The organism is Actinoplanes sp. NPDC021490 (genome assembly GCF_055562135.1).
The window spans coordinates 95126-118491 of record NZ_JBVHFW010000017.1 but is presented as its reverse complement, the minus strand read 5'-3'; the positions used below and the strand labels follow the sequence as shown (position 1 = coordinate 118491).

The following is a 23366-nucleotide window of genomic DNA, read 5'->3' as shown; positions in this document are numbered from 1 at the left end:
GGGTCGATTTCGTTGATCATCCGAGGGCGTGCTAACGTTTTCTCCGTTGCCGACGAGCGCCGCTAGCTCAACTGGCAGAGCAGCGGACTCTTAATCCGCGGGTTGTAGGTTCAAGTCCTACGCGGCGCACCATGCAGCACCAGGCCGTATAGCTTTCGAGCTGTACGGCCTTTCTCTTTGTCGGACGCCGGCGGGCCGCGTGTGGGCGGCCTCGCTTCGACGTCGGCGACGACGACCTACCAGCAAGAGATCCGCGAGCAGATCACCGCAGGGGCGGCCGCTGCCCGCCGGCGAGGTAGCGCCGGTTCCGCCCTCCCTCGTTGTCTCGACGGTGCGCCCTGAACAATGGGCGGCGGCCCCGCCGTACGAGGAAAGGTTTGGTCATGGGTTGGAACACCTCGGTGCTTTTCCGTCAGGACGTGACGGCGGACGAGGCTGTGGACGATCTCGCCATCACAGACTTCAGCGGCGAACTGGTCGGAGCCGACCAGGCTACAAGCGCCCTCAAGCCCGACGCCCTCTATGCCGCCGAGTCGGGTGGCTGGGTGCAGGTCTGGAACCCGATGATGGATGTGGTCATGGGCTGGGAGCCGACCGACCCGGCCGACGCTTTGGTGGTCTTCTTCAGCAGCGTTTCGAGCACGTACGGCTTCACGCTGTTCACGAATGGCCAACGCACCCGGCATTACGTCTACGCCGATGGTGTGGCCGTCGAGGACGAAGGGACGCCACTGCCGGTCGAGGCCGAGATCGCCCTGCCGTCCTGGGGCCCGGACGAGGACTTTCTCTGGTCGATCATTACGGCGGTCACCGGTCTCCGGTACGACGAAAAGCTGCAGTACCGCGTTTACCCGGTGTGACCGGCATGGTTGTGGCGCATCACCCGGTTCGGCACGGTGGCGGACCGGATGAGTGTCAAGCCGGTGAGCAGGGCCCAGAGCAGGTAGCTGTAGAGCGAGATGCGTTCGGCGAGGCCGGTGGGCGCCCACCCGTACGTCAGCGGAATGTTGAGCAGTCCGACGCCGCCGAGGGTGATGCCGGCGAGTCCGAGCCATCGCGGAAGCCCGAGGGCCCGGGCCGAGAGGCCGGTGACGACGGCGAGCGCGTTCCCGCCGATGATCGAGGCGAAGGCTCCGATGAGGTAGAGCACCAGGGTCCCGTCGTCGAAGCGGGCCGGGCCGAGCGGGAAAACGGCGAACAGGATCAGGGCGATCGCCTGAGTGAGGCCGAGGGCCGCGACCGTCCGGCGCCGCCAGCCGGTGAGCCGGTGGGCCAGGGCAATGCTCGCGGCGGCCATCAGCGCGCCGGAGACGATCCAGGCGATGCTCATCAGCCACCACCGGGGCGAGGAGATGAGGAAGCCGCGGAATTCCCCGGCGTACGGGCTGCCGAGGAAATTGACGTAGTCGTCGAGGTAGCTGTACGGACGGCGGTCCCAGGCGGCGGCGACGACGGCCTCGGCGATCAGGCTGATGAGGACGGCCGCGACGAGGGCGAGACCGGCCCAGCGGGCGACTGGCCGGGGCAGGGATGACATCAGGGAACCAGGATGATTTTGCCGAGGGCGGTACGGCCGGAGGACTCGGACAGTTCCATGGCCGAGACGACCTCGGTGAGCGGGAACCGGGCGGCGATCTTCGCGGTGAGCTTGCCCTGGTGGAGCAGGTCGAAGACGTGCGTGAGGTCCGTACGGATGCGGGTCAGGAACGCGGCTCGCTTGGCTGAGCCGGGCTTGCCGGCGCCGGCCCAGACGTTGTAGAAACTCGCGTGCTTGCCCGTGGGCAGGAGGTTCCAGTACGCCAGCTTGGTCAGCAGGGCCATGAACGTCAGCAAGACCGGAGTCTTGTCGTCGAGGTGGCTCGCGATGCTGTACGAGACCAGCGTTCCGGTGCGGTTGAGCAGCCGGTACGAGAGGTCCACGCTGGCCCCGCCGAGGTGGTCGAAGACCGCGTCCACACCGTCCGGAGCCAGTTCCCGTACGCGGGAGGCCAGGTCCGAGTCGTGATAGTCGACCGGCTCGGCCCCGAGCGCGCGCAGCGCTTCGTGATGGCGCGGACTGGCCGTGCCGATCACGCGCACGCCCGCCTGCCGGGCCAGTTGCACCAGGATCGAGCCCACGCCGCCGCTGGCGCCGAGCACGAGCACGGTCTGACCGGCTCGCACCTTCGCGCTGCCGTGCAACATCTGGTACGCGGTCAGTCCGTTGACGACCAGCGTCTCGGCCTCGTCGGCGCCGATCCCGTCGGGCACCTCCACCAGCTCGGCGGCGGTCAGCAGGACGGCCGTGGCCCAGGCGCCGGTCTTGGTCAGCGCGGCGACTCGGCGGCCGATCAGCGCCGGGTCCACGCCGGGGCCGACCGATGCGACGACGCCGACGAGGTCGTAGCCGGGCACGAACGGGAACTTGGGCTGGCCGTAGTAGCGGCCCCGGCGCATCGCGCTCTCGGCGAAGGACACCGCGGTCGACTCGACGCGCACCAGGGCCTGGCCGGCGGCCGGCGCGGGCAGCGCGCGCTGGACCAGCCGGAGCCCGGTCGGCTCGACCTTGCCCGGCAGCACCACCTCGGTGGCAGTCACGGTAACCCCCGCGGCGGTGTTCGTCTCCATCATGACCGGCTCCCCGAAGCGTTACGAACCATAGTTCTGCGAATGGTCGTAACTATGCATCGACGTGGTGCAAAGCGTCAAGGCGGAGCGGCGGATGCTGTCTGCTACTGGCCGTAGCAATAGTTACGATGCGACGATGACGAACCCCCCGCCGACCAGGACCCGGCGTGAGCGGCTGCGGGCACAGACGCTGCAGGAGATCGAGGACGCGTCGTTCGCGATCATCGACGCGGACGGCGTCCACGCGTTGACGATCGCGGCGCTGGCCCGGAGCATGGCCATGTCCGCGCCGGCGGTGTACCGCTACTTCCCGTCCCGGGACGCGTTGCTCACGCATCTGATCGATCAGTCCTACCGGCAACTCGCCGCCGCGATGAACCAGTCGCTCGAGGGCGGCCGGCGCGCGCCGCGTAAGCGGGTGCGGCTGCTGGTCGCCGCGTACCGCGACTGGGCTCTGCGGTACGCCTACCGATACGGCATGCTGTTCGGCCAGCGGACCAGCGGTGTCCCCGGGGACCGCAGCGCTCGGACCCCGCTGGACCAGGCGATGGCGCTGCTCGTCGACCTCTTGGCACCCATCCTGACCGGCGCACCCGGCGACGACTCGAGCAGCGACCGCACGCTGGACGGACAGCTGCGGAGCTGGGCCCGGGGCCGGCAACGACCGGACACCGAGCCCCGGGTCGCCCGTGCTGCCATCGTCATCTGGACGCGGATCCACGGCATCGTGAGTCTCGAACTCACCGGCATGCTGGGCGACCACACCGTCGAGGTCCAGCGGCTCATCGACCTGGAGATCGACAACGCCCTCGACCTGCTGGAGCCGGCCGGTTCCTGATCAACGCTGGGCCTCAGGGTTCAGGAACATCAGGACGGCCAGGACACGACGGTTGTCGTCGTCGGACGGTGGCATGCGCAGCTTGGTGAAGATGTTGTTGATGTGCTTGCTGACGACCTTTTCGGTGATGAACAGCTTCGCGGCGATGGCGGCGTTCGAGCGGCCCTCGGCTATGTGCCGCAACACCTCGTGCTCGCGGGCGGTCAGCCCGGACAGCGGCTCGCGACGGGCCAGCATCTGGGCGACCACCTCGGGGTCGAAGGCGGTGCCGCCGGCCGCGACCTGGTGCACCGTGTTGACGAACTGCTCGACGTCGGAGACACGTTCCTTGAGCAGGTAGCCGACTCCCCCGGCCTGATCGGTCAGCAGTTCGCGGGCGTACATGGGCTCGACGTGCTGGGACAGCACCAGCACGGGGAGGCCGGGAATCCGGGTGCGGGCGGCGATGGCCGCCTTCAGCCCCTCGTCGGTCTGGGTCGGCGGCAGCCGCACGTCGATGATCGCCACGTCCGGCCGGTGGCGGATCAGCGCCGGCAGCAGGTCGGGGCCGTTGTCGATGGCCTCGACCACCTCGAAGTCGAAGGCCTCGAGCAGGCGGGTGAGGCCGTCACGCAGCAGCGTCAGATCCTCGGCGATGACGACACGCACGGCAGCTCCATGGTCACGACGGTGGGACCGCCGGGTGGGGACGAGACGGACATCTTGCCATCGAAGGCGTCCAGCCGCCGTTCGATGCCGTGCAGGCCGGTGCCGCGCTGCGGGTCGGCGCCGCCGTCGCCGTCGTCGCCGACCTCGGCGAACAGCACACCGCTGGTGTGCCGCAGGGTCACCCAGGCGGTACGGGCGTTGCTGTGCCGGATGATGTTGGCCAGCGTCTCGGCCACCGCGAAGTACAGCGCCGACTCGACCGGCGCTTCGAGGCGGCCCGGCAGATGCGACGTGACGGTGGTGGGCACCGGCAGGCTCATCGCCAGGGCCTGCACGGCGCCTTCGAGGCCGCGCTCGGCCAGCACCGGCGGATGGATGCCGCGAACCAGGTGGCGCAGCTCGACCAGGGCCATCGTGCTGGTCTCGCGGGCCTCGGCCAGCAGCTTGAGCGCGGCGGCGGGGTCACGGCGGACGAGGCGTTCGGCCAACCCGATCGTCATTCCCACCGCGACCATCCGGGCCTGCGCGCCGTCGTGCAGGTCGCGTTCGATGCGGCGCAGCTCGACGGCCTGTGCGTCTATGGCGCCGGCCCGGGTCACCGTCAGATGGGCCACCCGAAGCCGCAACTCGGCCGCCCGGGTCGGCGCGAGGAACAGTCGCACGAAACGCAGATGCACCGTCCGCAACATCGGCGCCACGGTCAGCCCGACGGTCAGGATCACCAGGCCCTGCGGGATGGCCAGCCAGGCCTCGGTCAGGTTGGCCGTCGGCCAGAACAGGCCGTAGCCGAACCACACATCGCCCAGGAACAGCCATAACGGAGCCAGAAGAAGACCGGCCAGGCCGTACGCCATGATCACCACGATCAGCAGGCCCAGCGCGGCCGACACGAGCGCGCCGGGCAGGAGCCAGGCGGCGTCACGCCAGGTGGCCGGGTCGGTGAGAAGCCACCTCAGCCAGCGCCGGTCACCCACCTCGGCCGGATCGGGGCGAGGATCGTACGGGCGCCGCATCGGTACGCCGCCCCGGGTGCCGAGGCGCCGTTCGAGGTTGGCGCGCCACCGGACCACGGTGGTGGCCACCCCGAGAAGCTCGGAGCCGAGCACCGGGATGGGGCTGAGCACCAGCCCGGCCAGCCACAGCGCCAGCACCCCGGGGTTGAGCACGGCGAGGCCTATCGCGAACAATCCGTCCGCGGTCGCGCTCAGGCCGGTGAGCACCCGGCCCCGGATCGTCATGGCTCCATCATGCGCGACCTTCCTGGGGGTGTTAGCACCCCCCGTGGGGTGGGGCCTCACACTCCTGACCGGGCACCCTCTGGTGATCGAGACTGAAGCGATGACGGCAACCACGGTGCGACCACGGGCGAGCGACTTCTCGGCGTTGAAGAAACAGGTCGACGCGGCCGGGCTGCTGGAACGTCAGCCCGCCTACTACGCCCTGCGCATCGCCATCGTCACCGCGATGGTCGCCGGCGGCTGGGCGGCCTTCTTCCTGATCGGCTCGTCCTGGTGGACGCTGCTGGTGGCCGCCTTCCTCGCGGTGGCGTTCACCCAGCTGGGGCTGCTCGCGCACGACCTGGCGCACCGGCAGGTCTTCCGGACCAAACGGCCCAGCGAGATCACCGGCCGGATCGCCGCCAACCTCGGCGTGGGGATGAGTTACGGCTGGTGGATGGACAAGCACACCCGCCACCACAACAACCCCAACCATGACGATCTCGACCCGGACGTCGCCCCCGAGGTGCTGATCTGGGCGACCAAGTCGGCGCTCGGCCGGCGCGGTCTGGCCGCCTTCATCACCCGCCACCAGGCCGGGCTGTTCTTCCCGCTGCTGACGCTGTTGAGCACCGACCTGAAGGTGTCCAGCCTCAAGGCGCTACGGGCCGGCGTGGTCAAGCGGCCCGTGCTCGAGTCGGCCCTGCTGGTGGTTCATGCCGTCGCGTACCTTTCCGCGGTCTTCCTCGTGCTCTCGCCGCTGCAGGCCATCGCGTTCCTCGTGGTGCACCAGGGACTGTTCGGCATCTATCTGGGCATGACGTTCGCGCCCAACCACAAGGGCATGCCGCACCCGGACGGCACCGAGGACTACCTGCGCAAGCAGGTGCTGACCTCCCGCAACGTACGCGGTGGCTGGCTGACCGACATGGCGCTGGGCGGCCTGAACTATCAGATCGAGCACCACCTGTTCCCGGGCATGCCCACCCCGAACCTGCGCAAGGCCCAGCCGATCGTGCAGCGGCACTGCGCCGAGGTCGGCGTGGCGTACGCGGAAACCGGGCTGATCGAGTCCTACCGGCAGGCCCTCCGGCATCTCCACGAGGTCGGCGCCCCGCTGAGGTGAGTGTCGAAGCGATTCTGCTGTTCGTCCTGGCCGCCGTCGCAGTCGTCGTGGTGGTGCAGTGGATCGCCAATCGGACCGGGCTACCCGCGGCCGCTCTGCTCCCGCTCATCGGGATCGGGTACGCGCTGCTGCCCGGTCCGAACGTCACCCTCGACCCGCACGTCGTCCTGACCCTCGTGCTGCCGCCGCTGCTCTACAGCGCCGCGCTGCATTCCTCGCTGCTGGCCATCCGTCGCAACCTGCGTACGGTGGTCAGCCTGTCCGTCGTGCTGGTCCTGTTCACCGCGATGGTCATCGGATTCGGCTTCTCCTGGTTCGTGACCGGCGCCACCCTGGCCGCCGGGGTCGCGGTCGGCGCCGCGGTCGCGCCGCCCGACCCGGTCGCGGCGCTGGCGGTCGGCCGCCGGGTCGGGCTGCCACCCCGCCTGATCACGCTGATCCAGGGCGAAGGTCTGCTCAACGACGCCACCGCGCTGACGCTTCTCAGTGTGGCGGTGGCCGCGGCGACCGGCGACGGCTTCTCGGTCCCGTCCGCGGTCGGCAGTTTCCTGCTCGCGGCGACCGGCGGCATCGCCGTCGGGGCGCTGGTGGCGGCGGCCGTACGCCTGCTGTCCCGCCCGGCCGGGGGCGACCCGCTGATCGCCAACGCCATCTCGCTGGCCACCCCGTTCGCGGCCTATCTGCTGGCCGAGCGGATCCACGTCTCGGGCGTGCTCGCCGTCGTGGTGGCCGGGCTCATCGTCGGGCACCACTCCCCGCGGTCGGGGTCCGGTGCGAGCCGGCTGCAGACGAGCGCGGTCTGGCGGCTGGTCGACTTCCTGCTCGAAGGCCTGGTGTTCCTGCTGATCGGGCAGCAACTGCCCGCGGTCGTACGCGGGCTCGCCAAATACGAGACCTCGACCATCGTCATCGCCCTGGCGATCTCGGTCGGCACGGTGCTGTTCCTGCGCCCTCTCTGGTTGATCGTCACCCAGTCGCTGCCCCGTTCGCTGCACACGTGGCTGGGCAACGAGGGTGCGCAGGACGAGCGGCTGAGTGGCCGCGAAGTCATCGCGCTGAGCTGGTCGGGCACCCGCGGGGTGATCAGCCTCGCCGCGATCTTCACCCTGCCGCTGGTCACCGAGAGCGGCGCGCCGTTCCCCGACCGCGACCTGCTGCTGTTCTGCACCTTCGTCGTCGTCCTGGTCACCCTCGTGGGGCAGGGAGTGACCTTCGCGCCGCTCGTGCGCCGGCTCGGTCTGCACGCCGACGAGACCGACCGGGCCCGCCTTCGCAACGAGGCCCGGGCTGCGTCGGTGCGAGCCGCCCTCGAAGCCCTCGACGAGCTGGAGGAGCGGGAACACGACGACAACGAGGCGCCCGTCGTCGAGACGATGCGAGCCCAGTTGCGGGCCCGTCTCCGGCGCTATCAGGGACGCATCGACCTGCTGCGGGACGCCGACTCGACCGTTCTGCCGGTGTCGCCGCGATACGAGGCCGCCTTGCACGTGCGCCGGGTGACGATCGACGCCCAGCGCGACGAACTGGTCCGGTGGCGCGACGCCGGCCGGCTCCCGGACGAGAGCCTCCGCGTGCTGGAACGCGAACTCGACCACGAGGAACGGCTGCTGCCGGATCGCCCGGCCCGCCGATGACCCGCCGTTGCGCCGTATGACGGTTCTGCGAAAAAGCTGATCGGAGGGTCCCTCACCGGGCCGGTCAACCCCCAGAATGTCCGAGCGATCATGGTGTGGACACGGGCTGTCACCATGGATTCACGATCACGGGACGGGGGACGGTCCGGGGCATGGGGTTTGTCGACGCTGCGCTGAGTTTTCCGACCGTACTCTTCACCCCGCTCCTCGTCGTGGTCGTCGGTTTCTGGCTCGTGGTCATCGTGGGCGGCGCCGACCCCGATGCGGGGTCGGAGGCCAACGACGCCGGTCCGTTCGACTTCGCCGGGCTGGGTGGTGTGCCCGCCCCGATCACGTTGTCCCTGCTGATCGCGTTCGCCTGGTTCGCCAGCCTGGCCGGCGGCGAGTTCCACGGCCCGGTTCCGCTCTGGGTCGTGCTCATCGCCGCACTCGCCGTCGCCTGGGTGCTCACCCGCATCCTGGTGATCCCGCTCCGCCGGATGCTGCCGTCCGGCCCGGACGCCTCCCGCGCCGACTTCGTCGGCCTCACCTGTGTCATCCGCACCGGAAAGGTGACCGGCACGTTCGGTCAGGCCGAGGTGCACGCGCCGGACGGATCGTCGGCGATCGTCCAGGTGCGGCAGGCCGGCCAGGACGACCTGCGCGCCGGATCCGAGGCGCTTCTCTACGACTTCGACCCGGACGGCGAGTTCTTCTGGGTCGTTCCCACCGATATCGCAACAAGGGGTCATTGATGGACGTTGTCTCCACCGGGTTCGGTGTGCTCGCAGCCGTGGTGCTGCTCGTGGCCATCGGTGTGCTGTTCTTCGTCAGCCGCATGTTCCGCAAGGTCGAGCAGGGCAAGGCGCTGATCGTGTCGAAGGTGCGCCGCGTCGACGTGACGTTCACCGGCGCCGTGGTGCTGCCCGTGCTGCACAAGGCCGAGATCATGGACATCTCGGTCAAGACCATCGAGATCACCCGGACCGGGCGTGAGGGTCTGATCTGCAAGGACAACATCCGGGCGGACATCCGGATCACGTTCTTCGTGCGGGTCAACAAGACCACCGAGGACGTCATCAAGGTGGCCCAGGCCATCGGCACCGACCGCGCCAGCAGCGAGTCGACGCTGCAGGAGCTGTTCAACGCGAAGTTCTCCGAGGCGCTCAAGACGGTCGGCAAGCAGCTCGACTTCGTCGACCTCTACACCCGGCGCAACGACTTCCGCGACCAGATCATCGAGGTGATCGGCACCGACCTCAACGGCTACAGCCTGGAGGACGCGGCGATCGACTTCCTCGAGCAGACGCCGCTGAGCTCGATGGACCCGAAGAACATCCTGGACGCGCAGGGCATCCGCAAGATCACCGAGCTGACCGCGATCGAGGCGGTCCGCACGAACGACTTCCGCCGCAACGAGGAGAAGGAGATCACCCGCCAGAACGTGGACGCGCGGGAGGCCATCCTCGAACTGGAACGCCGGCAGAAGGACGCGGAGATCAAGCAGCACCGCGAGATCGAGACGATGCGGGCCCGCGAGGAGGCCGAGATCGCCCTGGCCCACGCCGAGGAGCGGCTGCGGGCCGAGGGCGCCCGGCTCAAGACCGACCAGCAGCTCGGCGTGCAAGAGGAGAACAAGCGCCGCGAGATCGCCGTGGCCGAGAAGAACCGCGAGCGGGTCATCGCGATCGAGACCGAGCGCATCGAGAAGGACCGGATGCTCGAGGTGATCGGCCGCGACCGCGAGACCGAACTGTCCACGATCTCCAAGGACAAGGAAGTCGAGGGCGAGAAGCGGCTGATGGCCGAGGTCATCCGCGAGCGGATCGCGGTCGAGAAGACGGTGGCCGAGCAGGAAGAGAACATCAAGCGCCTGCGTATGGTCGAGGAAGCCGAGCGCACCCGCCAGGCCGTCGTCATCCAGGCCGAGGCCGAGGCGCAGGAGTCGCTGGTCAAGGACATCAAGGCGGCCGAGGCGGCCGAGGCCGCGGCCAAGTTCAAGGCCCGCGAGGAAGTGCTCCTGGCCGAGGCCCGCCAGCAGGCGGCCGAACTGGACGCCCGGTCGAAGATCCGCCTGGCCGAGGGCACGCAGGCCGAGGCGGCCGCGCCCGGCCTGGCCGACGTGCAGGTGCGCGAGCGCAACGCCGAGGTGATCGAGAAGACCGGCCGCGCCGAGGCCGCCGTGGAGCGGGCCAAGGCGCTGGTCGTGGCCGAGGCGATCCGCGAGAAGCTCAAGGGCGAGGCCGAAGGTCTGCAGGAGAAGGCGGGCGCGATGGCCGCGCTGGACGACGCCACGCGCGAGCACGAGGAGTACCGCTTGCGGCTGGAGATGGAGAAGGAGATCCGGCTGGCCGGCATCAACGTGCACCGCGAGATCGCCGAGGCGCAGGCGATGGTCCTGTCGGCCGGGCTGGAGAAGGCCGACATCGACATCGTCGGCGGCGACTCGATGTTCTTCGACAAGCTGATCGGCTCGATCACGCTGGGCAAGAGCGTGGACGGCTTCGTCGAGCACTCGTCGGTGGCCCAGGGCCTCGGCGCGCGCTACCTGGACGGCACGGCCAACTTCGCCGACGACCTGGGCCGGGTGGTCGGCTCGGTGTCCACGGCCGACGTGGCCAACGTCAGCCTGGCCGCGTTCCTGACTCAGCAGATCAAGAACGGCGGCCAGGACGCCGGCAAGCTGCGTGAGCTGCTGGCCGCCGCGCAGGAGATGGGTATCGCCGACGGCAAGGTGCCGGCGAACAGGTGACCGCGGAGACTATCGACGCCGGCACCTACGAGGTGCTGCGCGGCCGGCTCGGTGCGCGTGCGCGCGAACTGGCCGGCCGCGCGGAGGCCCTGAACACCCGGCGGATCGACACGTTCGGCGGGCAGCAGACGACGCTGCTGCACACCGACCGGGTGCGGACCGAGAACAACTGTGTGCCGCGGGACATCGCGCAGGTCGGCGGCGTCATGCTGTTCGGCTACAACGTCTTCATCGGGTTGAAGACCGAGACGTCGGTGGCCGACGTGTTCGCGGTGCACCGGTTCAACGGCCGGACGTTCGAGCCGGCCGCCCTGCCCGGGCTGCTCGACGATCCCGGCTTCGAACGGGACTTCGCCGAGCTGTACCGGTACTACAAGCAGACGAAGCTGCTGCAGCTGCGCCGGGTCGAGGGCCTGCTGCTGGCCGTCTTCCAGACCGGCGCGCGCGGCGACGACCTCAAGGTGCTGCGCTGGCGGGTCGGCCTCGACGGATCCGTGTCCTACCTGGACAACCGGGGCGAACGAGACCACGTCTTCCCGCCGCAGCACGACTTCGAGTGGACCGTCAGCGGCCGCGAGCAGCACGTGCTGGGCCGGCACCCGCACGTCTCGATCGAGGACGAGGTGTTCGTCGAGACGGTCGGCGGCTCGCTCACCGTCAAGGTCGAGAACAACACCGAGGACGGCGAGGGCATCTTCGCCGAGCCGGTCGACGAACCGCTGCAGAGCCTGGCCGACGCCGAGATCTCGTACGCCCGGGTCGGCCCGCTGATTCTGTTGCGCGTGCTGCCGTACCAGGAAACGGTCTATCGCTTTCTGGTCTTCAACACCCGCACCAAGGACGTCCGCCGCCTCGACGGCATCGGCCAGGCCTGCCGCCGGCTGCCGGACGACCAGGGCGTCATCTTCCCCGGCGGTTACTACCTGGCCACCGGCGCCGCCAAGACGTTCGACGCGGACACCACCGACCTCGAGTACGAACGCGCCCTCCACTCGGTCAACGGCGAGGACGTGCTGTACGTCTTCCACGCCCGCGAGTCCGGCCGATATCTGCTGCTGCCCTACAACGTGATCCGCAAGGAGGTCGCCACCCCGATCGTCGGCCACGGCTACTCGCTGTTCGACGACGGCACCCTGGTGGTCTTCCGCACGACCACGGACGAGCCGGCCCGGGTCCACCCGATGCAGGTCTGGCAGACGCCGTACGAGTCGGACACGCACGCGGCCACCCGACCGGCCGGCACCGGACCGCTGGACCGGATCGGCAACGCCGACCTGGTCCGGGGCATCGCCGACGCGCTCGCGGTGACCCGCATGGTCGACGAGATGAGCCCGTCCGGACCGGTGTTCGAGGCCATCATCGCGGCGTGCGGCCGGGTCGCCGACAGCTACCACTGGCTGGCCGACGCGGAGCTGGAAAACCTGGGCGAGCCGCTGGCCGAGGTGCGGGCCACCGCCGAGCAGGTGCTCGACGAGTTCGAGTCGGTGCAGGTGCTGACCGCGCAGGCGGCCGACGCGGTCACCGCGGCCGAGGCCGGCGCCACCTCGCTGATCGGCAAGGCCCGCGCCGAGAACCCGACCACCACCGGCGGCTGGGTGGCCCAGCTCGGAGGTCTGCGCCAGGAGCAGGGACGGCTGGCCGGGCTGCGCGAGATGCGCTACGCCGACGTCGCGCGGATCGACGCCGTGGACGCCAACCTGGCCACCGCGGTCGACGAGACCGCCCGCCGCGCGGTCGAGCATCTGGAACGGCCGGACGCGTTCGCCGACTACGAGTCCACCGTGGAAGACCTGGTCACCGCGGCCGGGGCGATCGCCACCACGGCCGAGGCCGAGCCGGTCACCGCCCGCATCGCCGAGCAGTTCGACGGCCTGCAAGCGGTCACCGAGGTGATCGGTGGCCTGGACATCGCCGACGCCACCGTCCGGGTGGGAATTCTGGAACGCCTCGGCACGGTGATGGGCGGGCTCAACCGGGCCCGGGCCACCGTCGAGGGCCGCCGCCGCGAGCTGTCCGCCCAGGAGGGCCGGGCCGAGTTCGCGGCCGAGTTCGCCCTGTTCGGGCAGGCGGTCAGCGGCGCACTGGCCGCGGCCGACACGCCGGAACGCTGCGACGAGCACCTGGCCCGGCTGATGGCGCAGATCGAGACGCTGGAGACGCGGTTCGGCGAGTTCGCCGACTTCGCCGAGCAGCTCGGGGCCAAGCGCACCGAGGTCTACGAGGCCGTCTCCGGCCGCCGCCAGTCCCTGCTGGACGAGCAGGCCCGCCGGGCCGACCGGCTGGCCGGCTCGGCCCGCCGCATCCTGGACACCGTGCGCCGCCGGGTCGGCACCCTGACCGACACCGACCACGTCAACACGTATTTCGCCACCGACCCGATGGTGGCCAAGCTGCGCTCGATCACCGCCGACCTGCGGACCTCCGGCGACACCGTACGCGCCGAGGAACTGGACGGGCAGCTCAAGGCCGCCCGGCAGGACGCCGGCCGGTCCCTGCGCGACCGGCAGGACCTCTACGACGACGGCGGCCGCACGATCCGGCTCGGCCGGCACTCGTTCGCCGTCAACACCAGCGCCATCGACCTCACCCTGGTGCCGCACGCCGGCGAGCTGGCCTTCGCGGTCACCGGCACCGACTACCGCGGGCCGATCCGCGACGACGCCTTCCTGGCCACCCGCGCCTTCTGGGACCAGCCCCTGGTCTCCGAGGACGCGCAGGTCTCTCGGGCCGAGCACCTGGCCGCGGCGGTCTTCGCGGCCGATCCGGCCGCGGCGGCCGCGGCCCTGACCGACGACACCCTGCGCGAGCTCGTCCGCCGGGGCGCCGAGGACCGATACGACGAGGGGTACGAGCGGGGCGTGCACGACGCCGACGCGGCGCTGATCCTGGCCGCGCTGGTGCGCCTGAACGCCGGGGCCGGGCTGCTGCGTTACGAGCCGCGGGTGCGGGCCGCCGCGCAGATCTTCTGGGCCTTCGGCACCACCCCCGAGCAGCGTACGCAGTGGACGTTGCGGGCGGCGTCACTGATCCGGCTGCGCACGATGTTCGGATCCGCCGGGTCCGCCCTGGACGAGCTGTGCGCGGAGCTTTCCGCCGGCGACGACCCGGCCGTGGGCGAATACCTGGCCGAGGAGCTGGCCGCCGCGCCGGACGGGTTCGCCACCAGCGCCGGGGCCCGCACCCTGCTCGACCGGTTCCATCGCGAACTGGGCGGCCCGCAGTCCCCGGCCGGCCGGCAGTACGCGGCCGACCTGCGCGCGCTCGAGGACGACCTGGACGCGCGGCGGCAGCTGGTGCACGCGTGGCTGAGCGCCTTCCGCGACGCCAAACCGGACGCCGGAGACCCCGCGGACGTTGTCGAGGCGGTGGCGGTCGAGCTGACGAGCCTCACCCGCTACGACGCGTCGGCGTCGCTCAGCGAGACCGTCACCGGGCTGCTCGGCGTGCACCCGCGGATCAGCGACGGCACGTTGACCGTACGGCTGGACGATCTTTTGACCCGGACCCGGCAGCTGCGTGAGCAGCGGATGCCCGCCTATCGCGCCTATCAGAAGCAGCGGGCCGCCCTGGCCGCCGCCGAACGGGACCGGCTGCGCCTGGACGAGTTCAAGCCGCGGGTGATGACCGCGTTCGTCCGCAACCGCCTGCTCGACGAGGTGTACCTGCCGCTCATCGGCGACAACCTGGCCCGGCAGCTCGGCGCCACCGGCGACAGCAAACGCACCGACCAGTCCGGCCTGCTGCTGCTGATCTCGCCGCCCGGCTACGGCAAGACCACGCTGATGGAGTACGTCGCCGACCGGCTCGGCCTGATCTTCGTCAAGGTCAACGGGCCGGCGCTGGGCCACGGCGTGACGTCGCTCGACCCGGCCGAGGCGCCCGACGCGACCGCCCGGCAGGAGGTGGAGAAGATCTCGTTCGCCCTGCAGATGGGCAACAACGTGCTGCTCTACCTGGACGACATCCAGCACACCAACCCGGAGCTGCTGCAGAAGTTCATCTCGCTCTGCGACGCCCAGCGCCGGATGGAGGGCGTCTGGGACGGGCGGACCCGCACGTACGACCTGCGGGGCAAGCGTTTCGCGGTGTGCATGGCCGGCAACCCGTACACCGAGACCGGACGCCGTTTCCGGGTGCCCGACATGCTGGCCAACCGGGCCGACGTGTGGAACCTGGGCGACGTGCTGGCCGGTCGCGAGGACCTGTTCGAGCTGTCCTACCTGGAGAACGCGCTCACCTCGAACACCACCCTGGCCCCGCTGGCCGGTCGCGACCGGGCCGACCTGCCGCTGCTGCTGCGCCTGGCCGAGGGCGACGACTCCGTACGGGCGGACCGGTTGTCCTACCCGTATTCGGCGGCCGAGCTGGAGCAGGTGCTGTCGGTGCTGCGCAAGATGAAACGGGCCCAGCGGGTGGTGCTGCGCAACAACCAGGCGTACATCGCCTCGGCGGCCCAGTCGGAGGCGGCCCGCATCGAGCCCCCGTTCCGCTTGCAGGGCTCCTACCGCAACATGAACAAGCTGGCCGAACGCATCGTCCCGGCGATGAACGACGACGAGCTCGAGACGGTGATCGACGACCACTACCTGGGCGAGGCCCAGACCCTGGCCGGCGGGGCCGAGGCCAACCTGCTCAAGCTGGCCTCGCTGCGCGACCGGCTGACCCCGGAACAGGCCGCGCGGTGGGAGGACGTCAAGGCCGCATACCGCCGCGAACAGGCCCTGGGCGGCGCCGACGACGACCCGATGGTCCGAGCGGTCGGCGCGGTGGGCCTGCTGGCCGACCGGGTCCGCGCGATCGAGTCCGCCATCCGCGACGTCAGCGGGCCTCGACCAGGTCTCTGATCCCGCCGTCCGGCAGCGCGATCCAGCCTTCGAGGCGGGCGGCGTCGTGCTGGGCGGCGGCCGGGCGCAGATATCGGCCCAGAGCCGCGGCGCGGGCGGCCAGCGCGGCGATCACCGCGTCGAACGCGTCGTGGCTGGTGCGGCACAGTTCGCCGTACGGGCCGAGGTCGAGCCACGGAGCCGCGGCGAGCAGCTCGTCGAGCAGCGCGCCGTGGCCCTCGGTCTTGTAGCCGCGATGGGTCAGCCCCCAGCGGCGCAGGGTCGCGGCCGGATAGACCTCGACCACGACGCCGGCGCCGCTGCGGTCCTCGATCCCCAAGTGGGCCAGCAAGTTGGCGCCGCGGAAGGCCACGTACGCGATCCGGTCGGCCGAGACACTCAACGGGTTGATCCCGGTCTGAGCCCGTACGACCTGGTCGGTGACCCGATAGGCAAGGGTGCGCCGCCACTCGGCATCGGCCACGACCGGGACAGCGCCGGACCGCTGAGACACCACGAAGTCGACAAACGCGGACGGCCACCCGAGCGGGCAGTCCACGCCGGCCTTGTCGACCCCACGGATGGCCTCCAGCAGTTCGCCGTCGGAGACACCCTTCCGCAGATCCCGTACGGTCGCCGCACCCGCCACCCACTCGACCCGCGCCATGGCGGTTCGCTCATCGGCCGAGGCCAGGTCAACGCCGAGCGTCAGCACGCGTCGCATCCTACGTCCGGCCCTCGCTACGGGACCTAGTCCAGCGTCACGTGCGAGTTCTGCTCGACGTCGTCCACGTCGGGATGGGCGGCCAGGTCGAGCGCCTGGGCTTCCGTCATCTCGGCGCCGCAGCCGTGCAGCACACCGAGAACAGTGGTCATCGTGGCGCCGTACTGGGCCAGCAGTTGGTGGAGGAAGGGCTCGAGGTTTTCCTCCGGGACGGCGCTCTCGCGCAGACTGATCAGGTAAGTGCCCTCGATGGCTTCCGGCGTTCCGGCGAACCGGATGACGTCGGTGGCCCGCCGGGTGCTGTGCGGGGTCGCGGCGACGGTCGCGCTCAGCGGTCCCTCGGTGTTTCCGGTCAGGGTCGCGACCCGGAACTCGTACTCGTGGCCGGGGATGAGGTGCCTGGCCCGGAACATGCTGGCGGAAGGGGCATCGGGCAGCCGGGCGAAATGGGTCTGCCCGCCGGTGACGTCCCTTTGATAGACGCGGTACGCCGTGGCCCGATTTACCATGCCCCACGACAGGTACGCGTGATCGTCCGTGGCGGTGACGGTCAGGTGCTCCGGTGCGGGCGGGGTGGTGGACCGTGGCCAGAACGGCCAGCCGGCTTCGGCCCGGCCGCCGTACGAGATGACCAGCTTGCCGCGGTCCAGTTCCTCGTGCACGGTGAGGGCTTCGGGCACGGTTCCGTGATGGTGTGGCCCGTCGAACGGCCCGGTCGGCGACAACGCGGTGTAGGCCACCAACTGGCTGTCGAACGGCAGATTGTTCTCGCGCGTGAACAGCACGTACAGGGCATCCAGTTTCCGGACCGCGTAGGCGGGGCCGACCCCGCTGAGCAGACGGGCCGACGCGGCCGGGTCGGCCGACCACGTGGCGCCCGTCCAGTACCGCCAGGCGCCGTCGGGGTTGGCCGCGCTGACCCGGGCCACGTGCGCGAACGTCATCCGGCCGGGCGCGAACTCGGTGCCGTAGACGTAGATGTAGTCGCCTTCGTGCAGCCGCGCCGACTCCCAGTTCACGGGCGGATCATGTCATCGAAGGCCGGTCACTGGCCAGACGTACGCGGGCCGGCACCGCCGCGGACCTCTCAGCTCTGGTCGGCTGTCCAGATTCGCCCGATCGCCACGTACTCGGCGTCGGCGCGGTCGACCACCAGGATCGTCTCGCCGGTGCGCTGCGTCCGCGGGGTCGGATGATCCACCCCGAGCACATGGATCGGGTGCCCGCTCGCCTCATCCCGGATCCGCGGGATCCCGACGAACTCGCCGTTGCGCGTCGAGCCGACGGCGATCAGCCCGCCCCGCGCCGGAATGTCGAAAACCTCGTTGACCTGAAATTGGACTGCTGTCATGACGGGCCGTTCCTAAACCGATCAAGGGCTGGGGTCTCGCTGCCGTACGCCTCGTCCTCGAGTTCCTTCAACGGGCGCTCGAGATGCTCTCCGGCGCGCTGCTGCTGGACGTGGGTGTGTTCGTGGGCGATGGTAGCCGCCAGGGATTCGTCGTCGGCGAAGCTGGCCGGACCCAAGCGGATCTGCGCGCCGTTCAGCTCGGAAGGTGTGTAGGCGCCGGCGTCCATGTGGTCGAGATATCTGATCTCCTCCGGATCACTGATGATCACGACATCGACATCTTGAAGATCGATGTCCATCCGGTCGGCGACGTCGTGGACGTTGTCCAAGGTCATCGGTGTTCCCGGGCCGTTCTCGAGGACGTCCCGGTTGCTGCGGGCCGGGCTCTTGCTGAAGAAGTCGGGTGACCCGGATCCGCTTTTCGCCGGGTCGGCGCGACCGAGCCGGCGGAGGGCCTGCTTGAGCGCCTCCAGGACGCCGGTCAGGTCGCCCAGCTTGCCGTTGAGGCTCCGCAAGCTGTTGAGGAGCCCGCGGATGAAGTGCTGGATCTTGTTGACCCACTTGGCCACCAGCGCAGCGACCTGCCCGATGACGACCGGGGTGGCCACGCCCAACGTCAGCCCGGCCTCAGCCAGCCACTGAGGCAAGCGGGCGGCCAGGGTTCCCACGAACTGGGCGATCAGATCGCGAACAATGCCTCGGACCAGGCCGACCACCAGACCGGCACCTTCGACGGCGTACGAAATGGCCTGGCTCGCCGTGGCAATTCCGCCGAGGGCATCGAGTTGCTGGGCGGCATGATTCCGATAGGCGTCGCCCGAAGCACCCGTCCATCCCGCAACCTGCGCACGGACGGCATCCGCGTACTGCTGATGCGTGCCGGCCGTCGCGGCGGAGACGTTCTGCCAGGTGGTTGCGTGCGCCGCAACCTCGTCGGGGTTGCCCGCGAGCCAGTCGAGCGCCTCCTTCAAGGGCCGCACGTGCTCCATCAGCCAGCTCACGCCCCAGGCCGCCAGCGAACCGAGCGGGTCGATCGCCATGCCCAGCATGTCGAGACCACCGCCGACCGTACCGAGCGTCCCGTCGACCCAACTGTTGTCGCGGATACCGCTGCTGATCTGCGCCGCGTCCTCGACAAGCCCGAGGCCGGTGTACCACGTGGTCGAGCTTTGCGCCTCGGCGACCAGCGGGTTGCTACTCATAGCGGCAGCACGAGCCCCGGGCCCGCCGCATCTTTCAGCCGCTGGGCACTGCCGGTATCCGCCGAATCCATGGTGCTCACGGTCTCCCGCAGTTTGAGCGCCGTCTCACCCAACGCATCGACCGCGTCGTTCATGACTTCCGCGGCACTTCCGAAGACCGGACTCAGCAAACCGGGCAGAAATTGGCAGAGCTGCCCGTAGGCCTGACTGTCCATGGTGACCTCGTGGATCGCGGCCTTCGCCTGCGCCATCTGACTGGAGGCATCGTCCACCGCTGCCACATGACGGAGCACCGATTCGGCCGGGAACTCCACTTCCGCACTCACCGGCCCACCTCGTCATCCGGCATCGGGAACCTGACATCGAAGGAGTGCAGTACCGCGCGGCCGGTCTCGGTGTCTTCGCCGACCGTCTCGCGCACCTCTTCACCGACCCGGCGCGCCAGGTCGGCCTGGGCCCGCCGCATCACCGACATGATCTCTCGCGCGAGTTGCGGGCCTCGTAGGTCGTGCACGCGATCGTCCAGGTCGAGGTGGCTCACCTCGCCGGAGGAGCCGACCGTCACCCGGATCGCGCCGTCCCGCCCTTCGGCCGAGCCGTTCAGCGCGGCCACCCGGCGAGAGAGCTCGACGCTCCGCTCGGCCTGCGTGTTCACATTGGCGACCCACGAGTCCAGCCACTCCTCGGCGGCGTCGATGTCGTTCACGGTGAGCCCGGCCTCTCCTCGATGGACGTTCCACACGGTAGCCAGCGAGCTCCATCGACTCAGGTCGTTGACTTTCTGGTCACATATCTGAAACCTTGAATCCCTGCCCACGAAAAAACTTGGCAACAAGTTGAAAGATTGTGGCAGAAGTCCCCCGTCCCCGGTGGTCGCCGGGACCCCGAACCCCGGCGACCACGTGCGCACACCTAAGAGGGATTCATGAGAGGACGAAGACTCGTCACCGGCATCCTGGCGACCGCCCTGGTCACCGCCGGGATTTCCGCTACCCCCGCACACGCCGCCGGTGGGCCGAACCTGGCTCAGGGCAAGACCGCCACGGCGAGCGGCGTCAACGGCCCGTACGGGGCCGGCAATGTCACCGACGGCAATGCGAACTCCTACTGGGAGAGCCCGAACAACGCGTTTCCGCAGTGGGTGCAGGTCGACCTGGGCAGCGCCGTCAACGTCGATCAGGTCAAGCTGAAGCTGCCGCCGCCGGCCGACTGGGCCACGCGTACGCAGACGCTCAGCGTGCAGGGCAGCACGAACAACTCGGCGTGGAGCACGCTGTCGGCCAGTGCGGGCCGCACGTTCAATCCGGGCAGCGGCAACGCTGTCACGGTCGACTTCGCGGCGGCCAGTGTGCGATATGTCCGCGTCACCATCACCGGCAACACCGGCTGGCCCGCGGGTCAGTTGTCGGAACTCGAGGTCTACGGGGTGGCCGGGCAGGACCCGGATCCCGACCCGGACCCGCCGACCGGCACCAACCTCGCGGCGGGCAAGACGATGGAGGCGTCCAACAGCGTCTTCAACTTCGTCGCGGCCAACGCCAACGACAACAACCTCGCCTCCTACTGGGAGTCGAGCGGCTTCCCGGCCACGCTGACCGCCAAGCTCGGCTCGGACGCCAACGTCACCGGCGTGGTCGTCAAGCTCAACCCCGACTCGTCGTGGGGTCCGCGCACCCAGAACATCCAGGTGCTCGGCCGTGCGCAGGGCGCGTCGTCGTTCACCTCGCTCAAGGCGCGGGCCGACTACGCGTTCGGCAGCGGCAACACGGTCAGCATCCCGGTCACGGGCCGGGTCGCCGACCTGCAGCTGCAGTTCTTCAGCAACACGGGCGCTCCCGGCGGGCAGGTCGCCGAGATGCAGGTGCTCGGCTCGTGGGCGCCGGCCGCTGACCTCGTCGTGACCGGTCTGACCTGGACTCCTTCGACGCCGGACGAGTCCTCGGCCATCAACGTGTCGGCCACCGTACGCAACGCCGGAACCGTCGCCTCGACCGCGACCACCGTCGACGTGCGGCTGAACGGCAACGTCATCGGCAGCGCCAACGTGGGAGCGCTCGCGGCCGGGGCTTCGACCACCGTCGCGGTCAGCGCCGGACGGCGGGGGCAGGGCAGCTATCAGGTGTCCGCCGTCGTGGACCCGGCGAACACCGTGGCCGAGACGGACAACTCGAACAACACCTACACGGCGCCGGCGCAGCTCGTCGTGGCCCAGGCCGCGGGTCCGGACCTGCAGGTTCTGAGCGTCACGCCGAATCCGTCCAACCCGGCGGCCGGTTCCGCGGTCACCTTCGCGGTGCAGGTCAACAACCGGGGCACGATTCAGGCCGCGGCCAGCACCACGCGCGTCACCGCGGGCAGCACCACCCTGAGCGCGGCCACCGGTGCGATCGCGGCCGGCGCCACGGTCACGGTCAACGCCGGGCCCTGGACGGCGACCAGTGGCGGGGCGACCGTCACAGCGACGGCCGACGCGACCAATGTCGTCGCCGAGACCAACGAGAACAACAACGCGCGTACGCAGTCGATCGTGGTCGGGCGAGGAGCGGCCACGCCTTACGTGTCGTACGAGGCCGAGGCCGCGCGCTATTCGGGCACCCTGGTCGAGGCCGATCCGCTGCGGACGTTCGGGCACACCAACTTCGGCACCGAATCGTCGGGCCGCAAGTCGGTGCGTTTGAACAGCACGGGCCAGTTCGTCGAGTTCACGTCGGTCAACGCGGCCAATTCGATCGTCGTCCGCAATTCGATCCCGGACGCCCCGAACGGCGGCGGGCAGAATGCGACGATCAGCCTGTACGCCAACGACCAGTTCGTGCAGAGGCTGACGCTCTCGTCACGCAACAGCTGGCTGTACGGAACGACCGATGACACCGAGTCGCTGTCGAACACGCCGTCGGCCAATGCGCGCCGGCTGTTCGACGAGTCGCACGCGCTGCTGTCCCAGTCGTATCCGGCCGGCACCCGATTCAAGCTGCAGCGCGACGCGGCCGACTCGGCGTCGTTCTACGTCATCGACATGGTCGACCTCGAGCAGGTGGCCCCGGCCCTCACCCAGCCCGCCGGCTGCGTGTCGATCACGACTTACGGCGCGGTGCCGAACGACGGCATCGACGACACCGCCGCCATTCAGCGCGCGGTGACCGACGACGAGAACGGCGTGATCCCCTGTGTCTGGATCCCGGCCGGGCAATGGCGTCAGGAGCAGAAAATCCTGTCGCCGGACCCGAACCGCGGCCAGTACAACCAGAAGGGCCTGCGCAACGTCGTCATTCGTGGCGCCGGCATGTGGCACACGCAGCTCTATACGAACACCGAGCCGCAGAACGTGGTCGGCAACATCAACCACCCGCATGAGGGCAACGTCGGGTTCGATATCGACGACAACACGCAGATCTCCGACCTGGCCATCTTTGGCATGACGACGAACCGGGCGAACCGCGGCCACGGCATCAACGGCCGGCTCGGCAAGAACACGAAGATCAGCAACGTGTGGATCGAGCACGTCAACGTCGGCGCCTGGGTCGGCCGCGACTATTCCGACACGCCCGCCTACTGGAATCCGGGCGACGGGCTCGAATTCAGCGGCATGCGCATCCGGGACACGTACGCGGACGGCATCAACTTCAGCAACGGAACGCGCAACTCACGGGTCTTCAACTCGACGTTCCGCACCACCGGTGACGATTCGCTGGCCGTCTGGGCCAACCCGCGCGTCAAGGACACCTCCGTCGATGTCGCTTCCAACAACCACTTCGTCAACAACACCGTGCAGTTGCCGTGGCGGGCGAACGGCATCGCCATCTACGGCGGGTCGAACAATTCGGCCGAGAACAACCTCGTCTACGACACGATGAACTACCCCGGCATCATGCTGGCCACCGACCACGATCCGCTGCCGTTCGGCGGGACGACATTGCTCGCCAACAACGGCCTCTACCGGGCCGGTGGCGTGTTCTGGAACGAGGACCAGGAGTTCGGTGCGATCACCCTGTTCCCGCAGGGCAAGGACATCCCCGGCGTGACGATCCGGGACACCGAGATCATCGACTCGACCTACGACGGCATCCAGTTCAAGACGGGCGGCGGCAACATGCCGAACGTCGCCATCACCAACGTGAAAATCGACAAGTCCAACAACGGCGCCGGCATCCTGGCCATGAGCGGCGCCCGCGGAAACGCGATTCTCAGCAACGTCACCATCACCAATTCGGCCGACGGCAACATCGTCATCCAGCCCGGTTCGCAATTCACCATCACCGGCAGCTAGCGGGCTTGGCGGTGTCCCCGGCCAATTGTGCGGGGACACCGCCAAGACCAGATCACACCGCAGACGTACGCCTCGTCGACCACGACAACCGCACCAAGGCCGGACCCGCTGCGCCTCGCGGCCTGAGCGATCCACCGGGCCCCAGCGCGGCCACCGGCTGCCGTGGCCCCCGGCGACCGGCCGTTTGCCGTCCGGTTC

Annotated in this window: 18 protein-coding genes and 1 tRNA gene; 9 read left to right on the top strand and 10 right to left on the bottom strand. The window is 69.5% G+C overall.

The window, feature by feature from the left end; translation table 11 throughout:
- Nucleotides 1-56 precede the first annotated feature (56 nt).
- A tRNA-Lys gene (locus ACZ3I4_RS35560) sits at nt 57-132 on the top strand.
- Between the two features lie 251 nt (nt 133-383).
- A complete protein-coding gene (locus ACZ3I4_RS35555) occupies nt 384-860 on the top strand; it encodes a hypothetical protein (RefSeq protein ID WP_465386474.1) in 477 nt (158 codons plus the stop codon).
- On the opposite strand, the gene ACZ3I4_RS35550 is transcribed toward ACZ3I4_RS35555, so the two are convergent.
- Together ACZ3I4_RS35550 and ACZ3I4_RS35545 are read right to left on the bottom strand one after the other, a co-directional pair.
- A complete protein-coding gene (locus ACZ3I4_RS35550; RefSeq protein WP_465386473.1) occupies nt 848-1537 on the bottom strand; it encodes a DUF998 domain-containing protein in 690 nt (229 codons plus the stop codon). The two genes, ACZ3I4_RS35555 and ACZ3I4_RS35550, sit on opposite strands and share 13 nt — an antisense overlap.
- Complete coding sequence (locus ACZ3I4_RS35545; protein WP_465386472.1) at nt 1537-2610, bottom strand: medium chain dehydrogenase/reductase family protein; 1074 nt, start codon at nt 2608-2610, stop codon at nt 1537-1539. Before ACZ3I4_RS35545 ends, ACZ3I4_RS35550 begins: the two co-directional genes overlap by 1 nt.
- A gap of 133 nt (nt 2611-2743) precedes the next feature.
- Here ACZ3I4_RS35545 and ACZ3I4_RS35540 point away from each other — a divergent pair, with 133 nt between their 5' ends.
- Entirely contained in the window at nt 2744-3445 is a 702-nt protein-coding gene (locus ACZ3I4_RS35540; RefSeq protein ID WP_465386471.1) for a TetR/AcrR family transcriptional regulator, read from the top strand.
- Here the strand turns inward: ACZ3I4_RS35540 and ACZ3I4_RS35535 are convergent, their stop codons facing one another.
- Nucleotides 3446-4093, bottom strand: coding sequence for a response regulator (locus ACZ3I4_RS35535; RefSeq protein ID WP_465386470.1), 648 nt, complete (start codon nt 4091-4093; stop codon nt 3446-3448).
- On the bottom strand, nt 4066-5331 hold the full coding sequence (locus ACZ3I4_RS35530; protein ID WP_465386469.1) for a sensor histidine kinase: 1266 nt from the start codon (nt 5329-5331) through the stop codon (nt 4066-4068). Before ACZ3I4_RS35530 ends, ACZ3I4_RS35535 begins: the two co-directional genes overlap by 28 nt.
- A 100-nt stretch (nt 5332-5431) precedes the next feature.
- On the opposite strand from ACZ3I4_RS35530, the gene ACZ3I4_RS35525 reads away from it, so the two are divergent.
- The 5 genes from ACZ3I4_RS35525 to ACZ3I4_RS35505 all read left to right on the top strand — a co-directional run bounded on the left by ACZ3I4_RS35525 (nt 5432) and on the right by ACZ3I4_RS35505 (nt 15645).
- Nucleotides 5432-6436 (top strand): fatty acid desaturase family protein, encoded by a 1005-nt coding sequence (locus tag ACZ3I4_RS35525; protein ID WP_465386468.1) that lies wholly within the window; start codon nt 5432-5434, stop codon nt 6434-6436.
- A complete protein-coding gene (locus ACZ3I4_RS35520) occupies nt 6433-8070 on the top strand; it encodes a Na+/H+ antiporter (RefSeq protein ID WP_465386467.1) in 1638 nt (545 codons plus the stop codon). The genes ACZ3I4_RS35525 and ACZ3I4_RS35520 overlap by 4 nt, the downstream gene beginning before the upstream one ends.
- Before the next feature lie 152 nt (nt 8071-8222).
- Nucleotides 8223-8804: a hypothetical protein gene (locus ACZ3I4_RS35515; protein ID WP_465386466.1), complete on the top strand. Its 582-nt coding sequence runs from the start codon at nt 8223-8225 to the stop codon at nt 8802-8804.
- Complete coding sequence (locus ACZ3I4_RS35510) at nt 8804-10801, top strand: flotillin family protein (protein WP_465386465.1); 1998 nt, start codon at nt 8804-8806, stop codon at nt 10799-10801. The genes ACZ3I4_RS35515 and ACZ3I4_RS35510 overlap by 1 nt, the downstream gene beginning before the upstream one ends.
- Nucleotides 10798-15645 (top strand): DNA repair ATPase, encoded by a 4848-nt coding sequence (locus ACZ3I4_RS35505; RefSeq protein WP_465386464.1) that lies wholly within the window; start codon nt 10798-10800, stop codon nt 15643-15645. The genes ACZ3I4_RS35510 and ACZ3I4_RS35505 overlap by 4 nt, the downstream gene beginning before the upstream one ends.
- On the opposite strand, the gene ACZ3I4_RS35500 is transcribed toward ACZ3I4_RS35505, so the two are convergent.
- From ACZ3I4_RS35500 to ACZ3I4_RS35475, 6 genes are all read right to left on the bottom strand, one after another.
- Nucleotides 15620-16339 (bottom strand): DUF429 domain-containing protein, encoded by a 720-nt coding sequence (locus tag ACZ3I4_RS35500; protein ID WP_465386463.1) that lies wholly within the window; start codon nt 16337-16339, stop codon nt 15620-15622. The genes ACZ3I4_RS35505 and ACZ3I4_RS35500 overlap by 26 nt on opposite strands.
- Nucleotides 16340-16374: 35 nt before the next feature.
- Nucleotides 16375-17367: a fibronectin type III domain-containing protein gene (locus ACZ3I4_RS35495; RefSeq protein WP_465386462.1), complete on the bottom strand. Its 993-nt coding sequence runs from the start codon at nt 17365-17367 to the stop codon at nt 16375-16377.
- A 68-nt stretch (nt 17368-17435) separates the two neighbouring features.
- Nucleotides 17436-17699: a hypothetical protein gene (locus ACZ3I4_RS35490; protein WP_465386461.1), complete on the bottom strand. Its 264-nt coding sequence runs from the start codon at nt 17697-17699 to the stop codon at nt 17436-17438.
- Nucleotides 17696-18901: an eCIS core domain-containing protein gene (locus ACZ3I4_RS35485; protein WP_465386460.1), complete on the bottom strand. Its 1206-nt coding sequence runs from the start codon at nt 18899-18901 to the stop codon at nt 17696-17698. The genes ACZ3I4_RS35490 and ACZ3I4_RS35485 overlap by 4 nt, the downstream gene beginning before the upstream one ends.
- On the bottom strand, nt 18898-19227 hold the full coding sequence (locus ACZ3I4_RS35480) for a hypothetical protein (RefSeq protein ID WP_465386459.1): 330 nt from the start codon (nt 19225-19227) through the stop codon (nt 18898-18900). The genes ACZ3I4_RS35485 and ACZ3I4_RS35480 overlap by 4 nt, the downstream gene beginning before the upstream one ends.
- Entirely contained in the window at nt 19224-19607 is a 384-nt protein-coding gene (locus tag ACZ3I4_RS35475) for a YbaB/EbfC family nucleoid-associated protein (RefSeq protein ID WP_465386458.1), read from the bottom strand. Before ACZ3I4_RS35475 ends, ACZ3I4_RS35480 begins: the two co-directional genes overlap by 4 nt.
- A 219-nt stretch (nt 19608-19826) precedes the next feature.
- Between ACZ3I4_RS35475 and ACZ3I4_RS35470 the strand changes: the two genes are divergently transcribed.
- A complete protein-coding gene (locus ACZ3I4_RS35470; RefSeq protein ID WP_465386457.1) occupies nt 19827-23168 on the top strand; it encodes a CARDB domain-containing protein in 3342 nt (1113 codons plus the stop codon).
- The last annotated feature ends 198 nt before the right edge of the window (nt 23169-23366 follow it).